The 16,942-nt window shown below is 52.7% G+C and carries 16 protein-coding genes; 2 read left to right on the top strand and 14 right to left on the bottom strand.

The genetic code is table 11. The features are described 5' to 3' along the window. Nucleotides 1-113: 113 nt before the first annotated feature. The 8 genes from flhE to tar all read right to left on the bottom strand — a co-directional run bounded on the left by flhE (nt 114) and on the right by tar (nt 8,695). On the bottom strand, nt 114-506 hold the full coding sequence (gene flhE / locus AC3ITF_RS13135) for a flagellar protein FlhE (protein WP_115258784.1): 393 nt from the start codon (nt 504-506) through the stop codon (nt 114-116). Further along, entirely contained in the window at nt 506-2,584 is a 2,079-nt protein-coding gene (flhA, locus tag AC3ITF_RS13140; protein WP_115258785.1) for a flagellar biosynthesis protein FlhA, read from the bottom strand. The genes flhE and flhA overlap by 1 nt, the downstream gene beginning before the upstream one ends. After that, the gene (gene flhB, locus AC3ITF_RS13145) at nt 2,577-3,728 is read right to left on the bottom strand and encodes a flagellar biosynthesis protein FlhB (protein ID WP_115258786.1); all 1,152 of its coding nucleotides are present in this window, start codon (nt 3,726-3,728) and stop codon (nt 2,577-2,579) included. The genes flhA and flhB overlap by 8 nt, the downstream gene beginning before the upstream one ends. A gap of 170 nt (nt 3,729-3,898) precedes the next feature. Beyond that, complete coding sequence (gene cheZ, locus AC3ITF_RS13150; protein ID WP_096759429.1) at nt 3,899-4,543, bottom strand: protein phosphatase CheZ; 645 nt, start codon at nt 4,541-4,543, stop codon at nt 3,899-3,901. Between the two features lie 13 nt (nt 4,544-4,556). Then, on the bottom strand, nt 4,557-4,946 hold the full coding sequence (cheY, locus tag AC3ITF_RS13155; RefSeq protein ID WP_045444172.1) for a chemotaxis response regulator CheY: 390 nt from the start codon (nt 4,944-4,946) through the stop codon (nt 4,557-4,559). 16 nt (nt 4,947-4,962) lie between these two features. Further along, nucleotides 4,963-6,012: a protein-glutamate methylesterase/protein glutamine deamidase gene (gene cheB / locus AC3ITF_RS13160; protein ID WP_115258787.1), complete on the bottom strand. Its 1,050-nt coding sequence runs from the start codon at nt 6,010-6,012 to the stop codon at nt 4,963-4,965. Then, on the bottom strand, nt 6,009-6,881 hold the full coding sequence (gene cheR / locus AC3ITF_RS13165) for a protein-glutamate O-methyltransferase CheR (protein WP_181595546.1): 873 nt from the start codon (nt 6,879-6,881) through the stop codon (nt 6,009-6,011). The genes cheB and cheR overlap by 4 nt, the downstream gene beginning before the upstream one ends. A 152-nt stretch (nt 6,882-7,033) precedes the next feature. Further along, nucleotides 7,034-8,695, bottom strand: coding sequence for a methyl-accepting chemotaxis protein II (gene tar / locus AC3ITF_RS13170; RefSeq protein ID WP_137362883.1), 1,662 nt, complete (start codon nt 8,693-8,695; stop codon nt 7,034-7,036). 260 nt (nt 8,696-8,955) lie between these two features. Here tar and AC3ITF_RS13175 point away from each other — a divergent pair, with 260 nt between their 5' ends. Then, complete coding sequence (locus AC3ITF_RS13175) at nt 8,956-10,215, top strand: dicarboxylate/amino acid:cation symporter (RefSeq protein WP_489175733.1); 1,260 nt, start codon at nt 8,956-8,958, stop codon at nt 10,213-10,215. Between the two features lie 69 nt (nt 10,216-10,284). Here the strand turns inward: AC3ITF_RS13175 and cheW are convergent, their stop codons facing one another. From cheW to flhD, 6 genes are all read right to left on the bottom strand, one after another. Further along, entirely contained in the window at nt 10,285-10,788 is a 504-nt protein-coding gene (gene cheW / locus AC3ITF_RS13180; RefSeq protein ID WP_115258791.1) for a chemotaxis protein CheW, read from the bottom strand. A gap of 25 nt (nt 10,789-10,813) precedes the next feature. Further along, complete coding sequence (gene cheA, locus AC3ITF_RS13185; RefSeq protein ID WP_489175734.1) at nt 10,814-12,838, bottom strand: chemotaxis protein CheA; 2,025 nt, start codon at nt 12,836-12,838, stop codon at nt 10,814-10,816. 4 nt (nt 12,839-12,842) lie between these two features. Continuing rightward, nucleotides 12,843-13,772 carry a flagellar motor protein MotB gene (gene motB, locus AC3ITF_RS13190; protein ID WP_115258793.1) on the bottom strand — a complete coding sequence of 310 codons (930 nt, stop codon included), beginning with the start codon at nt 13,770-13,772 and terminating at the stop codon, nt 12,843-12,845. Beyond that, on the bottom strand, nt 13,769-14,656 hold the full coding sequence (motA, locus tag AC3ITF_RS13195; protein ID WP_096757462.1) for a flagellar motor stator protein MotA: 888 nt from the start codon (nt 14,654-14,656) through the stop codon (nt 13,769-13,771). Before motA ends, motB begins: the two co-directional genes overlap by 4 nt. A gap of 125 nt (nt 14,657-14,781) precedes the next feature. After that, complete coding sequence (flhC, locus tag AC3ITF_RS13200) at nt 14,782-15,360, bottom strand: flagellar transcriptional regulator FlhC (RefSeq protein ID WP_161959006.1); 579 nt, start codon at nt 15,358-15,360, stop codon at nt 14,782-14,784. 2 nt (nt 15,361-15,362) lie between these two features. Then, nucleotides 15,363-15,704 carry a flagellar transcriptional regulator FlhD gene (flhD, locus tag AC3ITF_RS13205; protein ID WP_137399382.1) on the bottom strand — a complete coding sequence of 114 codons (342 nt, stop codon included), beginning with the start codon at nt 15,702-15,704 and terminating at the stop codon, nt 15,363-15,365. Between the two features lie 792 nt (nt 15,705-16,496). On the opposite strand from flhD, the gene uspC reads away from it, so the two are divergent. Continuing rightward, nucleotides 16,497-16,925 (top strand): universal stress protein UspC, encoded by a 429-nt coding sequence (gene uspC / locus AC3ITF_RS13210; RefSeq protein ID WP_096757465.1) that lies wholly within the window; start codon nt 16,497-16,499, stop codon nt 16,923-16,925. Nucleotides 16,926-16,942: the final 17 nt, after the last annotated feature.

Consider the following 16,942-nt stretch of genomic DNA (forward strand, 5'->3'; position numbering starts at 1 on the left):
CAACGTAAGTCACCTATTTTATAAAACAGCGTTTCTTTTAAATCAAAGTGGCGGGTCAAAAAATGCGAGACAGCCAGCAGTTTCATCTGCCAGCTGCGATGAAGAAGAGAGAATTAACGGTAGTTGACGATGACCTGATTACTTTGCACCTGTAAGGCCGGGATCAGGCGACCGCCGCCGGGCACCTCCCAGACAAAATGCATCGGCTCCACGGCAGGTACGTTATTAAATCCGTGAGTGGTGCCGCTTTGCCCGTCCAGCTCAACGCAGCGCGACTGCGAACATAAACGTACCCGCAGCCCCGCAGGCGTAGGGCCATTCAGCTCATAGCGCCAGGCTACCAGCGTCATCAACCCCGAGACGGGCTGGCCGGGAACCAAAGGCGCAGACGAGGCAGACTGCCCGCGGTGATTTAACGTAATGCCCATGCCACTAGCCTGCCAGGCGCCTTCTCCGGCGGCCTGCACTGCCAGAGGAAACAATAACAGCCACAGAAACTTACGCATTATTTACCTCCGATGGTCGCGGTCATGCGGATATGGCGGTTATCGGAAAGCTCCATGTTCGACAACACCACCAGCTGCGGTATGCTGCGGCGTAAAAAACGCGCCAGCAGAGGCCTCAATGCATGATTAACCAACAGCACCGGCGGCGCGCCCAACATTTCCTGGCGCGATAACGCTTCCTGAGTTTGCGCCAACAGTCGGTCTGCCAGCCCCGGCTCCAGGCCGCCGCCCCCTTGTAAGGCCTGCAGCAGCAAGCGCTCAAGCGGCGTATCCAGGCCAATAACCTGAACTTCGTCGTTCCCCGGGAACCATTGCTGGGTAATCGCCCTTCCCAACGCCACGCGGACCACGGCGGTGAGTTCATGCGGATCGTTTTGCAGCGGCGCATGTTCAGCCAGCGTTTCGAGGATGGTGCGCATATCGCGAATCGGCACTTTTTCATCCAATAAATTCTGCAACACTTTATGTAGCGTGGTCAGCGTCACCACGCCAGGCACCAGATCCTCAGTCAGTTTCGGCATTTCCTGCGACACGCGGTCCAGCAATTGTTGCGCCTCCTGACGTCCAAACAGTTCGGCGGCAAACTGGCCAATCAGGTGATTCAGATGCGTGGCGACGACGGTACTGGCTTCCACCACCGTGAAGCCCTGGATTTGCGCCTGTTCTTTTAGCGCACTTTCAATCCAGATAGCGTCCAGACCAAAAGCCGGATCAACCGTTTTCTCACCCGGCAGCGATCCCGCTGCCGTACCAGGGTTGATGGCCAGCCAGCGTCCCGGATAGGCATCCCCGCTGCCAATTTCTACCCCTTTCATCAGGATGCGATAGCGCGCAGGCTGCAGATCCATATTGTCGCGGATGTGCACCACCGGCGGCAGGAAGCCCATATCCTGGGCAAATTTCTTACGAATACTGCGAATTCGTCCCAGCAACTCGCCATCTTGCTGAAAATCCACCATTGGGATCAGGCGATACCCCACTTCCATTCCCAGCGAGTCTTCCAGTTGGACATCGTTCCAGGTCGCTTCCACCACCGCATTATTTTCCGGCATTTTGATCGACTGAGGTTCCGCAGGGGCTTTTGTCTCGCGACCGCGCAACCACCAGGCCAAACCCAATAGCGCTGCGGTAAACATCAGAAATACCAGGTTTGGCATGCCTGGTACCAGGCCCAGTAAACCGAGCACCGCCGCACTGAGCACCATCACGCTGGGGTTACTGAACAGCTGGGTGACCATCTGTTCGCCGACATCCTGATCGGTACTGACGCGCGTCACGATAACGCCCGCCGCGGTGGAGATAACCAGCGCCGGGATTTGGGCGACCAGACCGTCACCGATGGTCAGCAAGGTGTAGCTTTCAGCCGCACTGCCCATACTCATACCGTGTTGTAATACGCCTACCAGCAGGCCGCCAACCACGTTAATCACCATGATCAGAATACCGGCAACGGCGTCCCCGCGAACGAATTTACTCGCACCGTCCATAGAGCCGTAAAAATCAGCTTCCTGGGTCACTTCTGAACGACGTTTTTTGGCTTCATCTTCCCCAATCAGTCCGGCATTGAGATCGGCATCAATCGCCATCTGTTTACCGGGCATACCGTCCAGCACAAAGCGTGCGCCAACTTCGGCAATACGACCGGCACCTTTGGTGATAACCATAAAGTTGATGATGACAAGAATGACGAAAACCACGATACCGATGGCAAAGTTACCGCCCACCAGGAAGTGACCAAACGCTTCAACCACCTTCCCCGCCGCCGCCGAACCGGTATGCCCTTCCATCAAAATAATACGCGTCGAGGCAACGTTCAGCGCCAGGCGTAATAATGTGGTGAACAGCAAAATGGTCGGGAAGGCAGCGAATTCGAGCGTGCGCTGGGTGAACATCGCCACCAGCAACACCATGATCGACAACGCAATATTAAAGGTAAACAGTAAATCAAGGATGAACGCTGGCAGCGGCAGCACCATCATCGACAAGATAAGCAGGATGAGGATCGGCCCGGCAAGAATCTGCCATTGTGTGGATTTCAGGTTGCCGGGCAGGCGCAGCATCGCGACCAGATTAGCCATCAGTATTCTTCTCGTTCATAAAATCCAGTGCTTCAGGCACCGGAAGGTTTCCAGGTTGCGGTGGCGGCTTGCCGCCCGCCAGACGCCAGCGTTTTAATTGCCATACCCACGCCAGCACTTCTGCGACGGCAGCATACAGCTGGCCGGGTATTTGCTGACCAATCTCAGCATGGCGATATAACGCACGGGCCAGCGGTGGTGCTTCTAAGGTTGGGACTCGATGTTCCGCGCCAATTTCGCGAATACGCAACGCGACCAGCCCCGCCCCTTTGGCGACGACGCGTGGCGCACTCATTTTGTTTTCGTCATATTGCAAGGCGACCGAATAGTGTGTGGGGTTAGTCACAATGACGTCGGCTTTCGGCACATCCGCCATCATGCGTCGCTGCGCTACCGCACGCTGCATCTGGCGAATTTTGCCCTTAACGTGCGGGTCACCTTCGCTTTGTTTATATTCATCGCGGATATCCTGGCGTGACATGCGCAGCTTTTTCACATGGCTGTAAATTTGGAAAAAAACGTCAAACCCCACCATCGGGATCACCCCGAGCACCACCAGCAGCGCACACATGCCAACTAAATCAAGGGCATTACCCATTGCGGTAATCGGCGATTCGGCCATCAACCGCATCATCTCCGGCCACTTGTGCCAGAGATAGAATCCAGCCACGCTGCCAACCAGCGTAGATTTCAGGATGGCTTTCAGCAGTTCAGCACCGGTTTGCGCAGAAAACATGCGCTTGATACCCGGCAGCGGATTCAGTTTCGAAAATTTGGGTTGCAGCGATTTACCGCTGAAGATCAAACCGCCCAACATCACCGGCGAGATCAATGCCACCAGCACCACGCCAGTAATCAGCGGTAACAGCGCAATCATGGCGTCTTTAATCAGCAGAATGATTTGGCTGAGGATCAGATTAGGGTCGTTGACCATACTGTGGTCAAAACGTAGCCCGGCCGACAGCATACCCGCCAATCTGCGGGCCAGCGACTCCCCGCCGATCCAGATAATGCACACGCCCACCAGCAAAATAAGCAGTGAGGTCAGCTCTTTGGAACGGGGGATCTGCCCATCTTCCCGCGCTTTTTCAAGTCGGTGGGGTGTGGGGGCTTCTGTTTTGTCGTCGTCGCTTTCTTCTGCCACGCATCAGACCCTGGATAGAGACACAGGCGAGAATGATGCCAGAACAGCGACACAGCAATGGCGAGAGTAAGCGGTAAAAAAGACGGGGTTTATGACGTTAACCCCTACAGACGGTAGAGAGTATGCAGACCGGAAGAGAAGCGGTTGCCCCTACATCCGGCCTGCACGAGTCAGAACCCGAGACTGTCCAGCAGGTCGTCAACCTGATCCTGACTTGCCACAACGCCGGCTTTCGAGGTATCAACCTGCGGGCCGTTCAGCAAACTTTCGTTTTCACGTTTTGGACGGGCGCCCTGCTCAGGGATGTTCTCCAGCAGCACCATTAACAGCTGGCGCTCAATTTCCTGAATAACGTCCATCATGCGCTTGATAACCTGGCCGGTAAGGTCCTGGAAATCCTGCGCCATCATAATGTCGAGCAGCTGAGCATTGGTAAAACTGGTGTGTCCAGGGACATCACCGAGGAACTGACGGGTGTCGGTCACCAGTTCACGGGCATCAGACAGTTCAATCGGATTCTCGAACCATTCGTCCCAGCGTTTACTCAGGGTTTTGGCCCCTTTTTCCATTGCGTCCTGGTGTGGCTGCGAGGCTTCAACGCTGTTCAGCGCACGCTCTGCTGCCTGTGCGGTCATCTGCACAACGTAATCCAGACGATCGCGCGCATCCGGGATCGCTTCCGCCGCTTCAGCTATGGCTTGATCCAGCCCCAGTTCACGCAGGCTGTCGCGCAGCATTCGGGTCAGACTACCGATGCGCGCGATGATATCCCCTGCTGAATGTTCATCAACAGGTTTAATTTGTGGTTGCATCATCATCATCACACCCTCACATGCCCAGTTTCTCAAAGATTTTATTGAGTTTCTCTTCCAACGTCGCCGCCGTGAAAGGCTTCACCACGTAACCACTGGCACCGGCTTGCGCGGCGGCAATAATGTTCTCTTTCTTCGCCTCCGCGGTCACCATCAGCACCGGCAGAGAAGACATACCGCCGTCGGCACGAATGGTTTTCAGCAATTCCAGTCCGTCCATGTTTGGCATGTTCCAGTCAGAAATGACAAAACCAAATCCCCCTGCCTGCAGCTTATTCAGGGCATCCACACCGTCTTCGGCTTCTTCAACATTGTTGAATCCCAGCTCCTTTAACAGGTTGCGCACGATGCGACGCATGGTGGAAAAGTCATCCACAACCAGAAATCTCAGCTCTTTATCCGCCATAAAATACTGCTCCTCATTAAATACGTATTGCCTGTCCGGCACTGATTTTCGCCAGCATCTGCTGGCTTACCTGGCTAAGATCGACCACTTCGCTCACACCACCCATATTGATGGCCTCGCGCGGCATGCCGAACACCACACAACTTGCTTCGTTTTGCGCAATGGTCCAGGCGCCTGCCTGGTGCATCGCTAACATTCCGGCGGCACCATCGTTGCCCATGCCCGTGAGGATCACGCCCACGGCGTTGCGCCCCGCCTGTTTTGCCACCGAATGAAACAGCACATCCACAGAAGGCCGATGCCGGTTAACCGGCGGCCCATCATGAATTTTGATCACATAGTTCGCCCCGCTGCGGGCCAACTCCATATGTTTGTCACCAGGGGCGATATACGCATGTCCCGGCAATACACGTTCGCCGTCTTCCGCCTCTTTCACGCTGATCTGACACAGTTTGTTCAGGCGCTCGGCAAATGAGCGAGTAAAACCTGGAGGCATATGTTGGGTGATGATGACCGCCGGACTGGAAAGCGGTAGCGGCTGTAGCACATGGCGTATCGCCTCCGTTCCCCCGGTCGACGCGCCAATAGCGATCAGTTTTTCAGAACTGAGTAACGGCACCGCTTTCAGCGTCTTCGGCGCGGCAATTGGTTTATGCGCCGCCAGACGCGCGCGGGATGCCGTACGCACTTTCTCGGCAATCATCTCGCTGTAGGCCAGCATCCCTTCGCGGATCCCCAGTTGCGGTTTGGTGACGAAATCAATCGCCCCCAACTCCAGCGCCCGCAGCGTGACTTCAGAGCCTTTTCCGGTCAGAGAAGAGACCATCACCACCGGCATAGGACGTAAACGCATCAACTTCTCAAGAAAATCGAGGCCGTCCATACGCGGCATTTCTACATCCAGCGTCAGGACATCAGGATTAAATTTTTTGATCAAATCCCGCGCAACCAACGGATCGGGTGCCGTCGCGACCATCTCCATATCGCTGTGGCTGTTAATAATTTCAGTCATGATTTGACGCATCAATGCGGAATCGTCGACCGACAAAACCCTGATTTTACTCATGATTTATCCTTACCCGGCGCATGCGCATACACCGTTTGTCCGCGCAGGCTAAACTCGCGCACGAGGTTGCTAAAGTTTTCTGAGTGACCGGCAAACAACAGCCCATCCGGCTTCAGGAGTGGAACAAAACGGTGCAAAATGTCCTGCTGCGTCGTTTTATCAAAATAGATCATGACGTTACGACAAAATATGGCGTCGAACGGGCCGGGCACGTTGTATTTTTTATCCAGTAAATTCACGCTGGAGAATTCAACATGGCTCGCCAGTTCCTGACGCACACGCACCAGTCCTTCATGCGGTCCGGTACCACGCATGAAATAACGCTGTAACTGTTGTGGCGACAGCGTTTTCAGTTCATCGAGGCGGTAAATGCCGTTTCTGGCTTTTTCCAGCACTTCGGTATCAATATCGCTGGCAAAAACGCGCCAGCGTCCAGGTGCCATACCCAACGTATCTGCCAGCGTGATCGCGATACTGTAGGGTTCTTCACCGGTAGAGGCCGCGGCGCTCCAGACACGGTATTCGCCGCTGCGTCGACGCGCGTGGTCAGTCAGCACCGGAAAATGATGTCCTTCGCGGAAAAAAGCGGTCAGGTTGGTGGTCAGGGAATTAATAAACGCCTGCCACTCAGCGCTGTTCTGGTTGGCTTCCAGCATGCTGAGATAGCGACCAAAGTCGTCCAACTCCAGGGTACGCAAGCGACGCACCAGGCGGTTATACACCATGTCCCGCTTGTGGTCGGCCAGCACGATACCCGCGCGCTGGTAGATTAATTGACATATCCGACGAAAATGCGCGTCAGACAGCGCGAGGCGCTGTGTCATCTGTAACAATAATGACGTTTGCCCGGAGGGCAGAGATGATGTCATAGCGCCTTCTCAATCACATTCAGGATACAACGGGCACAGCCTGTGCTGCGCCAATTCGTGTTGTGTTACGGTTTGCTCTTCATGCTTAAAAACACGATGCAGGCAGAAAGAGACTCTGCCCGCTCGACTTACTATCCGGTGTTAGCTCCCGGTTAAAATGTTTCCCAATTGCTATCGGGTTCAGTACTTTGCTGGCGCGGGTATGACGCAGGGGCCGCTGTTGAAGATGGCCGTACATCGCGAGATTTAGCCGACAGTGGGCGTGCAGCCAGGCGGAAAGCCGATACCGACTGGGTCAGACGGCTGGCCTGTTCTTCGAGTGCAGCAGCAGCAGCAGCCGACTCCTGCACCAGCGAGGCGTTCTGCTGCGTCACACGATCCATCTCGGATACGGCGAGCGCAACCTGGTCGATACCACGGCTTTGTTCGTCAGACGCTGAGGCGATTTCTCCCATGATGTCGGTGACACGGGTTACCGCATTGACGATGTCATTCATGGTTTCCCCGGCACTCTCTACCAATACCGAGCCGGTATCGACCCGAGAAACGGAGTCTTCGATCAGGGCTTTGATCTCTTTCGCCGCCTGCGCGCTGCGGCTTGCCAGATTACGCACTTCTCCCGCCACCACGGCGAAACCACGGCCCTGTTCACCGGCGCGTGCGGCCTCAACCGCCGCGTTCAGCGCAAGAATATTGGTCTGGAAGGCAATACCGTCGATTACGCTGATGATGTCAGCAATTTTCTTCGAGCTATCCGCGATTTCGTGCATGGTGTTTACCACGCCATCGACTACCTTGCCGCCATGCTGTGCGGTATCGGAAGCGCTTTTCGCCAGTTGCGAAGCCTGACGCGCGTTGTCCGCATTTTGCTTCACCGTCGCCGTTAGTTGTTCCATGCTGGCCGCCGTCTCTTCCAACGCAGAAGCCTGCTGCTCGGTGCGCGACGAAAGGTCGGTATTACCGCTGGCAATTTCGCTGGTGCCGGAATAGATCGCATCGGAACCTTCCCGCACCAGGGTCACCGTTTCAATAAGCGATCGCTGCATATGATCAACCGTGCTGGCCAACTCACCAATTTCATTGCGCCCGCTAACGGTTAATGACGTGGTTAAGTTGCCGCTGGCTATTTCGCGGATATGGGCAATAACGCGGGCCAGGGGGTTAAGCAAGGTATGACGGATGCCGTACCACACCACCATCAGGATCAGCACCAGCACTACGGCCAGAACGCCGAGCTGCCATTGGGCAAACTGGTAATCCTGCGCGCTTTCATCAAACGCCTGCAGATAGAGTTTTTCACTGACGCCAGCATATTTCACGAGCGCCTCACCCAGTGCGTTTTGCATACCCTGGGTCGGCTGAGCAAAAAAACCATCCATGTTGCCGGTTTCCAGAAACTGCACCAGCTCCGTTAATGCTGCGTGATACTGCTGATATTTCTCATCAACGTTACCGCTGGCTTCTGCCATCTCTGGTAATGGCGTGATGCTTTTGAATTTTGCGTAATGCGTTTCTGCCTGCGCCAACGTACCTTTCGCATTCTTCAACAGATCGTTCTTCACACTGCTCTGTTGGTTAGAAGCATCCATCATCATGCGCGCAGAGGATCGGCTCAGGTTAATGCGCGTTTGCAGCATTAAGTCCCATGTTGAGGTGAGTTCACTTTGCTGTTGACGTAAATCGTTAGAAATAACAAAACTTTGCTGATTCTGCTGCAATGAGGAAAACAACAGACCACCGGAAACAAGCTGTAGCAGTGCGAAAACCCCCAGCACCATCATCAGCATTGTGACAACGCGGATACGGTTAAACATAAGGCACCTTCCTGAAAACGAGTTATCAACATTATCGGCACCCGCCCGAATAACTTTACGTTTGCAAAAAGGAAATCCTGCAGGAAAAAGAGGCGTGAAAACGCAGATGCTCAAACACCACAACAAAATGGATAAAAAATTAAAAAAAGTTGTACCGATCCTGACTTTGATTTATATGATGAATGCTTTGCTACCACTTAATAAGTACAAAAAATGTGTAGCAGGGGAATAACTATTACATCATCACAGAGGGATTTTTAGTGGCAAATGCAAACAAACTCACGTTGTTCATCGTGGTCTTTATGCTGGCGGGCATCCTGTCAGGCGCGGTGATCCACTCCTGGGCCTCACCGGGCGTAGTAACCGCCTGGGCTGATAATATTACGCTGCTCACCGACATTTTCTTGCGGCTCATTAAAATGGTCATTGCGCCGTTAGTCTTCAGTACGCTAACCGTCGGCATTATGCGACTGGGAGAGACATCCACCATTGGTCGCGTCGGGGGCAAAGCCATGCTCTGGTTTATCAGTTCCTCCGTGCTGTCTATTTTGGTGGGCCTTTTTGTCGTCTCCCTTGAACAACCGGGGAGCGGGCTGAACCTGGCCATTCCACTGGAAGCTACCGATACAGGCCTCGCCGTTAGCGGCATGAGCCTGAAAGGTTTTCTCACTCACACGATCCCGACCAGCATTGCCGAAGCCATGGCCAATAATGAGATCCTGCAAATCGTGGTGTTCTCGATGTTCTTCGGTATTGGCGGGGCCTCACTCGGTGAGAAATTTAACGCGCCGCTGGTTGCCGCACTGGATGTGGTTTCCCACATTATGTTGAAGGTAACCGGTTATGTAATGTACGTGGCTCCGCTGGCAATTTTTGCCGCCATCTCCTCCGTCATCGCCACCCAAGGGCTGGGAATTCTGCTCAACTATGCCTCGTTCATCGGCGGCTATTACCTGGCGATTGTGCTGACCTGCCTGGTGCTGCTCGCGGTCGGCTACGTGGTGTTGAAAAAAGAGGTATTTCGTCTGGTCAGCATGCTGAAAGATCCAGTGCTGGTGGCCTTCACCACCAGTAGCTCTGAAGCCGCGTATCCCAAAACGCTCGAGCAACTGACGAAATTTGGCTGCTCACGCAACATCGTGTCATTCGTGCTGCCGATCGGCTACTCGTTTAACCTGGTCGGCTCAATGGTGTACTGCTCCTTTGCATCAATGTTCATTGCGCAGGCCTATAATGTTCACCTTTCTTTCGCCGAAATCACCGTGCTGATGCTAACGCTGATGTTAGCCTCAAAAGGGATTGCCGGCGTGCCGCGTTCGGCGCTGGTGGTGCTGGCGGCAACAATTCCCAGTTTTAATATTCCGGTTGCAGGCATTCTGTTACTGATGGGTATCGACCACTTCCTCGATATGGGGCGCTCGGCGATTAACGTGTTAGGCAACGGGATTGCCACCGCAATGCTTGCGCGGAATGAAGGGTTACTGGAAGAAGAACCTGAACTGGTTGAGCAGGAAGCGTAACGGTTGAGGGAGCCGGATGGCGATAGGCATATCCGGCCTACAACGACGATCGTTGTAGGCCGGAGGCGGTTAGGCGACGTGACTTGCAGCAATATCCAGCAATGCCATTTCATCGCTGTTCAGCAACTTCTCGATATTAACCAAAATCAGCATCCGATCGCCCAGTGCGCCCAGCCCCGTCAGGTATTCCGTTGACAGCGTAACCGCAAATTCTGGTGCCGGACGAATCTGATCGGTCGTCAGCGACAACACATCCGACACACCATCCACCACGATCCCCACCACGCGTTGACCCAGATTCAGCACAATCACCACGGTGTTCTCGTTATAGTCAACGTCGCTCTGGCTGAACTTCACGCGCAGGTCAACGATAGGCACAATCACACCGCGCAGGTTGGTCACCCCTTTAATAAAAGACGGTGTATTAGCGATACGCGTGACCTGATCATAACCACGAATTTCCTGCACTTTCAGAATATCGATACCGTACTCTTCATCCCCTAGCGTAAACACGAGGAATTCCTGACCTGACGGTTCGCCGGCCAGTTTAGTTACATTACTCATACCGGTCATATTATTCCCTTTCTCACTCAATCAATCAGGCGGCGGTGATCGCCACACGTTGTTCGCGGTTTAACCCCTGCAATGCAGAGACATCGACAATCAGCGCGACGCTACCGTCGCCAAGGATTGTTGCGGCAGAAATGCCTGGCACTTTGCGGTAATTGCTTTCCAGGTTTTTCACCACCACCTGGTGTTGGCCAATAAGCTGATCGACCAGCAGCGCATAGCGACGTCCCGCACTTTGTAAAATCACCACGATGCCCTGAGTTGCTTCGGTTTTTGCGCCGTCAACCTCGAAGACTTTCCACAATTCAACCAGCGGCAAATATTCACCACGCACTTCAAGCACGCGTTCTCCCCCGGCCAGCGGGTGCAGATCTTCTTCACGGGGTTGCAGCGATTCCATCACCGCATTCAGTGGCAGAATAAACACCTCATCTGCCACGCGCACGGACATGCCGTCCAGAATCGCCAGCGTCAGCGGCAGCAAAATTCGGATGGTTGTGCCCTGGCCCTGCTTCGATTGGATCTCAACATGCCCGCCCATTTCCTGAATGTTACGCTTCACCACATCCATCCCGACACCGCGACCAGAGACATCCGTCACCTGCTCGGCGGTCGAGAATCCCGGCGCGAAAATCAGCATGCCGACTTCGTCATCGCTCATGTTTTCATGGATCGGCATGCCCTGTGAGATGGCTTTGGCCAGGATGCGCTCACGGTTGAGGCCCGCGCCATCATCGGTGACTTCGATGCAGATGTTCCCGCCCTGGTGTTCAGCAGACAGCGTCAGGTTACCGACTGGATTTTTCCCGGATTCAAGTCGTTTTTCCGGCAATTCGATACCGTGGTCCAGGCTGTTACGCACCAGGTGGGTCAGCGGATCGATAATGCGTTCAATCAGGCTCTTATCGAGTTCGGTGGAGCTACCAATTTGCGTCAGCTCAACCTGTTTGCCCAACTTGCCCGCCAGGTCACGAACCAGACGCGGGAAGCGGCTGAAGACATACTCCATTGGCATCATACGAATCGACATCACCGATTCTTGCAAATCACGGGCGTTACGTTGTAACTGACCCATGCTGGTGATGAGATCGCCATGGTTTACCGGATCCAGTTCATTCGAACGCTGGGCCAGCATCGACTGCGTGATCACCAGTTCGCCGACCAGGTTAATCAACTGATCGACCTTCTCAACCGCCACGCGGATGCTGGTAGATTCACTGGCACGCGCGGGTTTTTCACGCTCAACGCGCCCCTGCGGCGGTTCGCTGACGGCGGCTTTAACCAGCGGAACAACGGCAACCGGCAGCGGTTCGTCCATCACGGTCACCGACTCAACGGGGGTAGCCACAACGGGAGTAAACTCAATCTGGTCGGCTTCGATAACAAAACAAAGTACCGCGATGATGTCATCTTCCGCGAGGTCACCGTCAATCGTAGCCGACAGCGTATCGCTGCTTTTGACCACATCCGTTAAGGTCGCCAGGTTCCCCAACTCTTCTTCCAGTAAATCCACTTCTCCAGCTTTCAGACGTGACAGAACGATCCGTTTTTTAACCTCTTCAGCAGCAACAGTTTCCTGCGCCATCGTCTCTTCCTGTATCGCCGTGCCGTCAACAACACTCAATTTTGCAGTGTTGACGACCGCGGGTGCGGTTTCACCTTTTGCTTCGAGCGCTAACTGTCGTAGCGCATGACAAATATACTCAAAGCTGGCAGCATCCGGCTCTTCTGAGCTTTTATAGGCGTCGAGCTGTTCTTGCATAATATCTTTTGTTTCCAAAAACAGGTTGATAATGTCGGCATTGAGCTGCATCTCGCCACGCCGCGCTTCATCCAGCAGGTTCTCCATTAAATGGGTCGTTTCCTGCAAAATAGTAAAGCCGAAGGTGCCCGCCCCGCCTTTAATCGAGTGCGCCGCACGAAAAATGGCATTCAGTTGTTCTGAATCCGGAGATTCAGGGACCAAATCAAGCAGGTGCTGCTCCATGTCAGCCAACAGTTCGTCAGCTTCATCAAAAAAGGTCTGATAAAAATCGCTAATATCCATGCTCACGCTATCACCTCGGATTGGCTGGTGGCGATGTGGGAACGCTTGCCGGCGGAACGACCGCTGGCGGTTGTAAGACACTTACCGGCTCATTCTGGCTTTCAGCGTTTTCATGCAAAATGGCCTCTTCCGCCTGCTTATTCAGCACCAGCAGACTTATACGGCGGTTGATGGCGTCCTCAGGACCGCGATCGCTCAGACGCATCGTGGCGGCCATACCTACCACCCGTAATACTTTCCCCGTGTCCAGACCACCACTGACCAGTTCACGGCGTGAGGCGTTTGCGCGATCAGCTGACAGTTCCCAGTTGCTGTAGCCTTTCTCACCGTTGGCGTATGGAAAATCATCCGTATGACCGGACAAACTAACGCGGTTGGGGATACCATTCAAAACCGGCGCAATCGCCCGCAGGATATCGCGCATGTAAGGTTCAACCTCGGCACTGCCGGTCTTAAACATCGGGCGGTTCTGACTATCGATAATCTGAATACGCAGCCCTTCCTGCACCAGGTCGATTTTCAAATGCGGGCGCAGCGCGCGTAGCTTCGGATCGGACTCAATAAGCTGGTCCAGGTCGCCACGTAATTTGCTCAGGCGGCTTTGTTCCATGCGCTTTCTCAGCTCATCAATATTCGGCTGCCGGTTCACTTCCCCTTGCTGTTGGGTGTAATCATCCCCCCCACCAGGTATCGGGCTTTGGCTGTTTGAAATACGATTTCCACCGGTTACCGCGGTGGCCAGAGGCGTACGGAAGTATTCGGCAATCTGGATCAGTTCTTTCGGACTGGAGATGGAAATGAGCCACATCACCAGAAAGAACGCCATCATCGCAGTCATAAAGTCGGCGTAGGCAATTTTCCATGAACCATGCGCCCCACCACCGTGACCTTTATGTTTTCGTCGCTTGACGACGATAATGGGATGGGCCTGATTTTTCATGCTTCCTCAGTCGTCTGCTGTGCCGTTGGATTTCTCACCGCACGAACATGTTCTTCCAGTTCGATAAACGACGGACGTTCGCTGGAATACAGTGTCTTACGACCAAATTCGACGGCAATCGGTGGAGCGTAGCCGTTCAGGTTGGACAGCAGTGTGATCTTCACGCACTGCATCATTTTGGTCGTTTCGGCACTTTTCTGACGCAACACGCTGGCGAGCGGTGAAATAAAACCATAGGCCAGTAAAATCCCGAGGAAGGTCCCCACCATAGCATGTGCGATAAGCGCCCCCAGTTCAGCCGCCGGACGGTCGGCCGAGGCCAGCGCATGTACTACCCCCATCACCGCCGCGACGATACCGAAAGCCGGTAATGAGTCGCCGACCATCGCCAGGCTGTTAGCTGGGACTTCCGACTCACTTTCATGCGTTTCAATTTCTTCGTCCATCAACGCTTCAATTTCAAACGTATTCATATTGCCGCTGATAATCAGACGCAAATAATCGACGATAAAATCAAGCATTACGGCATCCGCGATAATGCGCGGGTAGCTGGCAAAAATTTCACTTTCTTTGGGGTTTTCGATGTCGCGCTCAAGCGAGAACATACCCTGCTGGCGCGACTTGGCCATCAGGCGATACAACAGCGCCAGCAGATCCATATACATGGCTTTGGTGTATTTTGAGCGACGAAAGAGCAACGGGATCGCTTTCATCGTCCCCTTAATGGCTTTGCCGTTATTACCGACAATGAATGCCCCGATACCCGCGCCACCAATGATCACCAGCTCAGCCGGTTGATAGAGTGCCCCAAGGTGTCCGCCGGTCATCATATAGCCGCCGAAAACTGTACCAATAACAACCAGGTAACCTATTAAGATCAGCACGATATCATCCTTTCGCAATTGACTATGACAGGATGCGCAGTCGGGCAGTTAACTCAAAGGTCGGGACAAAAAAAAGCAGCGGTAATGGCTTACCGCTGCTGGAGTGTCTATCCACACCGTATCAGTTAAACAGCTTGTTCGATCTGTTCATCCAGCAGTTGTGGAATAATATCGGCAGCATTCTGGGAAAGTTTACGTCTTTTTACGGCACGTGATGGCGGCTGGCATAAACTGCAGGCAAAGCTGCCCACGGGTTGGTGCGCGTGAGTAATAAAATTACCGCCGCAGCAGTTGCAGGTAGACAGTTCCAGCAACCCGCTGTCAACAAAACGGACCAGTGTCCATGCGCGGGTTAACGCCAACAACGGCCCTTCAGCTGGCTGTGGGCACTGCTCAAGATACAGGCGATACGCTTTAATGACGGCATCGACACCGCTACACAGGCCCGTTTTGAGCAAAAATTGCCATGCGTTGCAGAACATAGAAGCATGGATATTTTGCTCCCACGTCATAAACCAATCGGTAGAAAAAGGAAGCATCCCTTTCGGCGGAGGGCTACCGCGTAATTCTTTATACAGCTTGATAAGGCGGCCACGGCTGAGTTGCGTTTCGCTTTCCAGCATTTGCAAACGGGCGCCCAGTGTGATTAATTCCATGGCTAACTGGATATCACGTGCTTCCTGAACGATGCTTTTTTCGCTCATCATCACGCCCTTTTCTTACGCGCCGCATCATTGATGTCGCTTAACAGACGCGTTGAAAGCATGATACCTGTGTGAATTTGCTGAAGATCGTCGACACGAGAGTCTTGCGTCAGGCGAGTAACTGTTTGATGATCGTCGAAACGGAAATGGCAGACCAGTTGGTTTGTTTCCGCCAATTTGACCATTTGAGGAAGGGTTAAGGTTCCCAATGTGTCCGCCATCTCTTCGCTGATACCAAGGCGAAACATCGCGGAAGCCTTGTCCTGAACGATTAGACGCTGTGCAAGCAATAAATATGACAAATTTATGTCATAAATGTGTTTGAGCAACTCGGATGTATGCATTATTTGCATCCATAATAACCAACATTATTTTTATGCGGCGTAACCGCACCCCGTGATGTCGCCGGGAAGGCCCGGTAAAAAAAAAGCAAAAGGTCAAATACATAGCAGCGTTACGGCTTACGCGTTGTGTAAACATCCCTTTTTAAGAAGGCCGCGTTCCTTACAAGCTCACATCAATTCTTACAAATGCCTAAGATTTTTCCTAATTCGACGCAACTCTACCCGCCGCCAGTTACACATACAACGGAACCCTGCTGCGAATTTAAAGAATATGTGACGCAGATCACATAAACCAACTAAACGTTTAACATAAATCCATCAGCACAGCTTTTATTTTGGTTATTTTATAGCCAACAACTCACTTTATCGATTCCATACACCCGAATATTCTTGCAATAAAAGCGAATAGTCTTTTGTTTACGACAGTTAATATCACCGCGCGAAATAACGAGCGAGATCACAGATTTACAATAAACTGCTTTCTCATTTTATATCTTTATAAACAATGAGTTAAATATTTAACCTAATTAATTAATACCGTCAGGTAACGATATGCAAAATGTTAATTTATGTTTGTTTTTTATTAACATATTGTTTTCATTAGCCGAGAATTTCACTTAAATTGATTGAACAGATTTTCAGCTTTTGTGATCTGATTATTCTATTTATAAGAATAATTAATGAATAATCATGATGACATTCACACTATTACAGTATGAAAAATTGCAGTATGAAAGAAGCGAGAGTAACGCTTAAAGTCCTCTCATAATTCTTGTATTTAAGGAGCGAGTTATGAGCTACATGCACATTCTTGTCGCTGTTGCCGCCACCCCCGAAAGTCACCAGTTGTTAGCAAAAGCCGTTTCAATTGCGCGCCCTGTCAATGCGCGCATTAGCCTGGTCACCCTGGTCTCCGATCCCGAACTGTATAACCAGTTTGCGGCCCCCATGCTGGAAGACCTGCGTGAGGTAATGCAAGAAGAGACGCTGAATTTTATCGATAAACTCACCCAGCAGGCGCAGTACCCCATTGAGCATACCTTTATTACCTATGGGGCACTCAACGAACATATACTGGATATCTGCCGCAAACACGCCGTCGATCTCGTCATTTATGGCAACCATAATCACAGCTTCTTTTCGCGAGCATCCTGCTCGGCGAAAAGCGTGGTCAGCGCCAGCCAGGTCGATGTGCTGTTGGTGCCGCTGGCAGGCGATTAATGACCGTATCCTCGTCG

This window comes from Citrobacter sp. KH_055_1, from assembly GCF_057838705.1.

Coding starts and splice junctions, on each gene's coding strand:
- cheZ (WP_096759429.1), bottom strand. CDS start 4,543: ATGATGCAACCACAAATTAAACCTGTTGATGAACATTCAGCAGGGGAT.
- cheR (WP_181595546.1), bottom strand. CDS start 6,881: ATGACATCATCTCTGCCCTCCGGGCAAACGTCATTATTGTTACAGATG.
- flhA (WP_115258785.1), bottom strand. CDS start 2,584: ATGGCTAATCTGGTCGCGATGCTGCGCCTGCCCGGCAACCTGAAATCC.
- flhC (WP_161959006.1), bottom strand. CDS start 15,360: ATGAGCGAAAAAAGCATCGTTCAGGAAGCACGTGATATCCAGTTAGCC.
- uspC (WP_096757465.1), top strand. CDS start 16,497: ATGAGCTACATGCACATTCTTGTCGCTGTTGCCGCCACCCCCGAAAGT.
- flhE (WP_115258784.1), bottom strand. CDS start 506: ATGCGTAAGTTTCTGTGGCTGTTATTGTTTCCTCTGGCAGTGCAGGCC.
- motB (WP_115258793.1), bottom strand. CDS start 13,772: ATGAAAAATCAGGCCCATCCCATTATCGTCGTCAAGCGACGAAAACAT.
- flhD (WP_137399382.1), bottom strand. CDS start 15,704: ATGCATACATCCGAGTTGCTCAAACACATTTATGACATAAATTTGTCA.
- cheY (WP_045444172.1), bottom strand. CDS start 4,946: ATGGCGGATAAAGAGCTGAGATTTCTGGTTGTGGATGACTTTTCCACC.
- tar (WP_137362883.1), bottom strand. CDS start 8,695: ATGTTTAACCGTATCCGCGTTGTCACAATGCTGATGATGGTGCTGGGG.
- cheW (WP_115258791.1), bottom strand. CDS start 10,788: ATGACCGGTATGAGTAATGTAACTAAACTGGCCGGCGAACCGTCAGGT.
- cheB (WP_115258787.1), bottom strand. CDS start 6,012: ATGAGTAAAATCAGGGTTTTGTCGGTCGACGATTCCGCATTGATGCGT.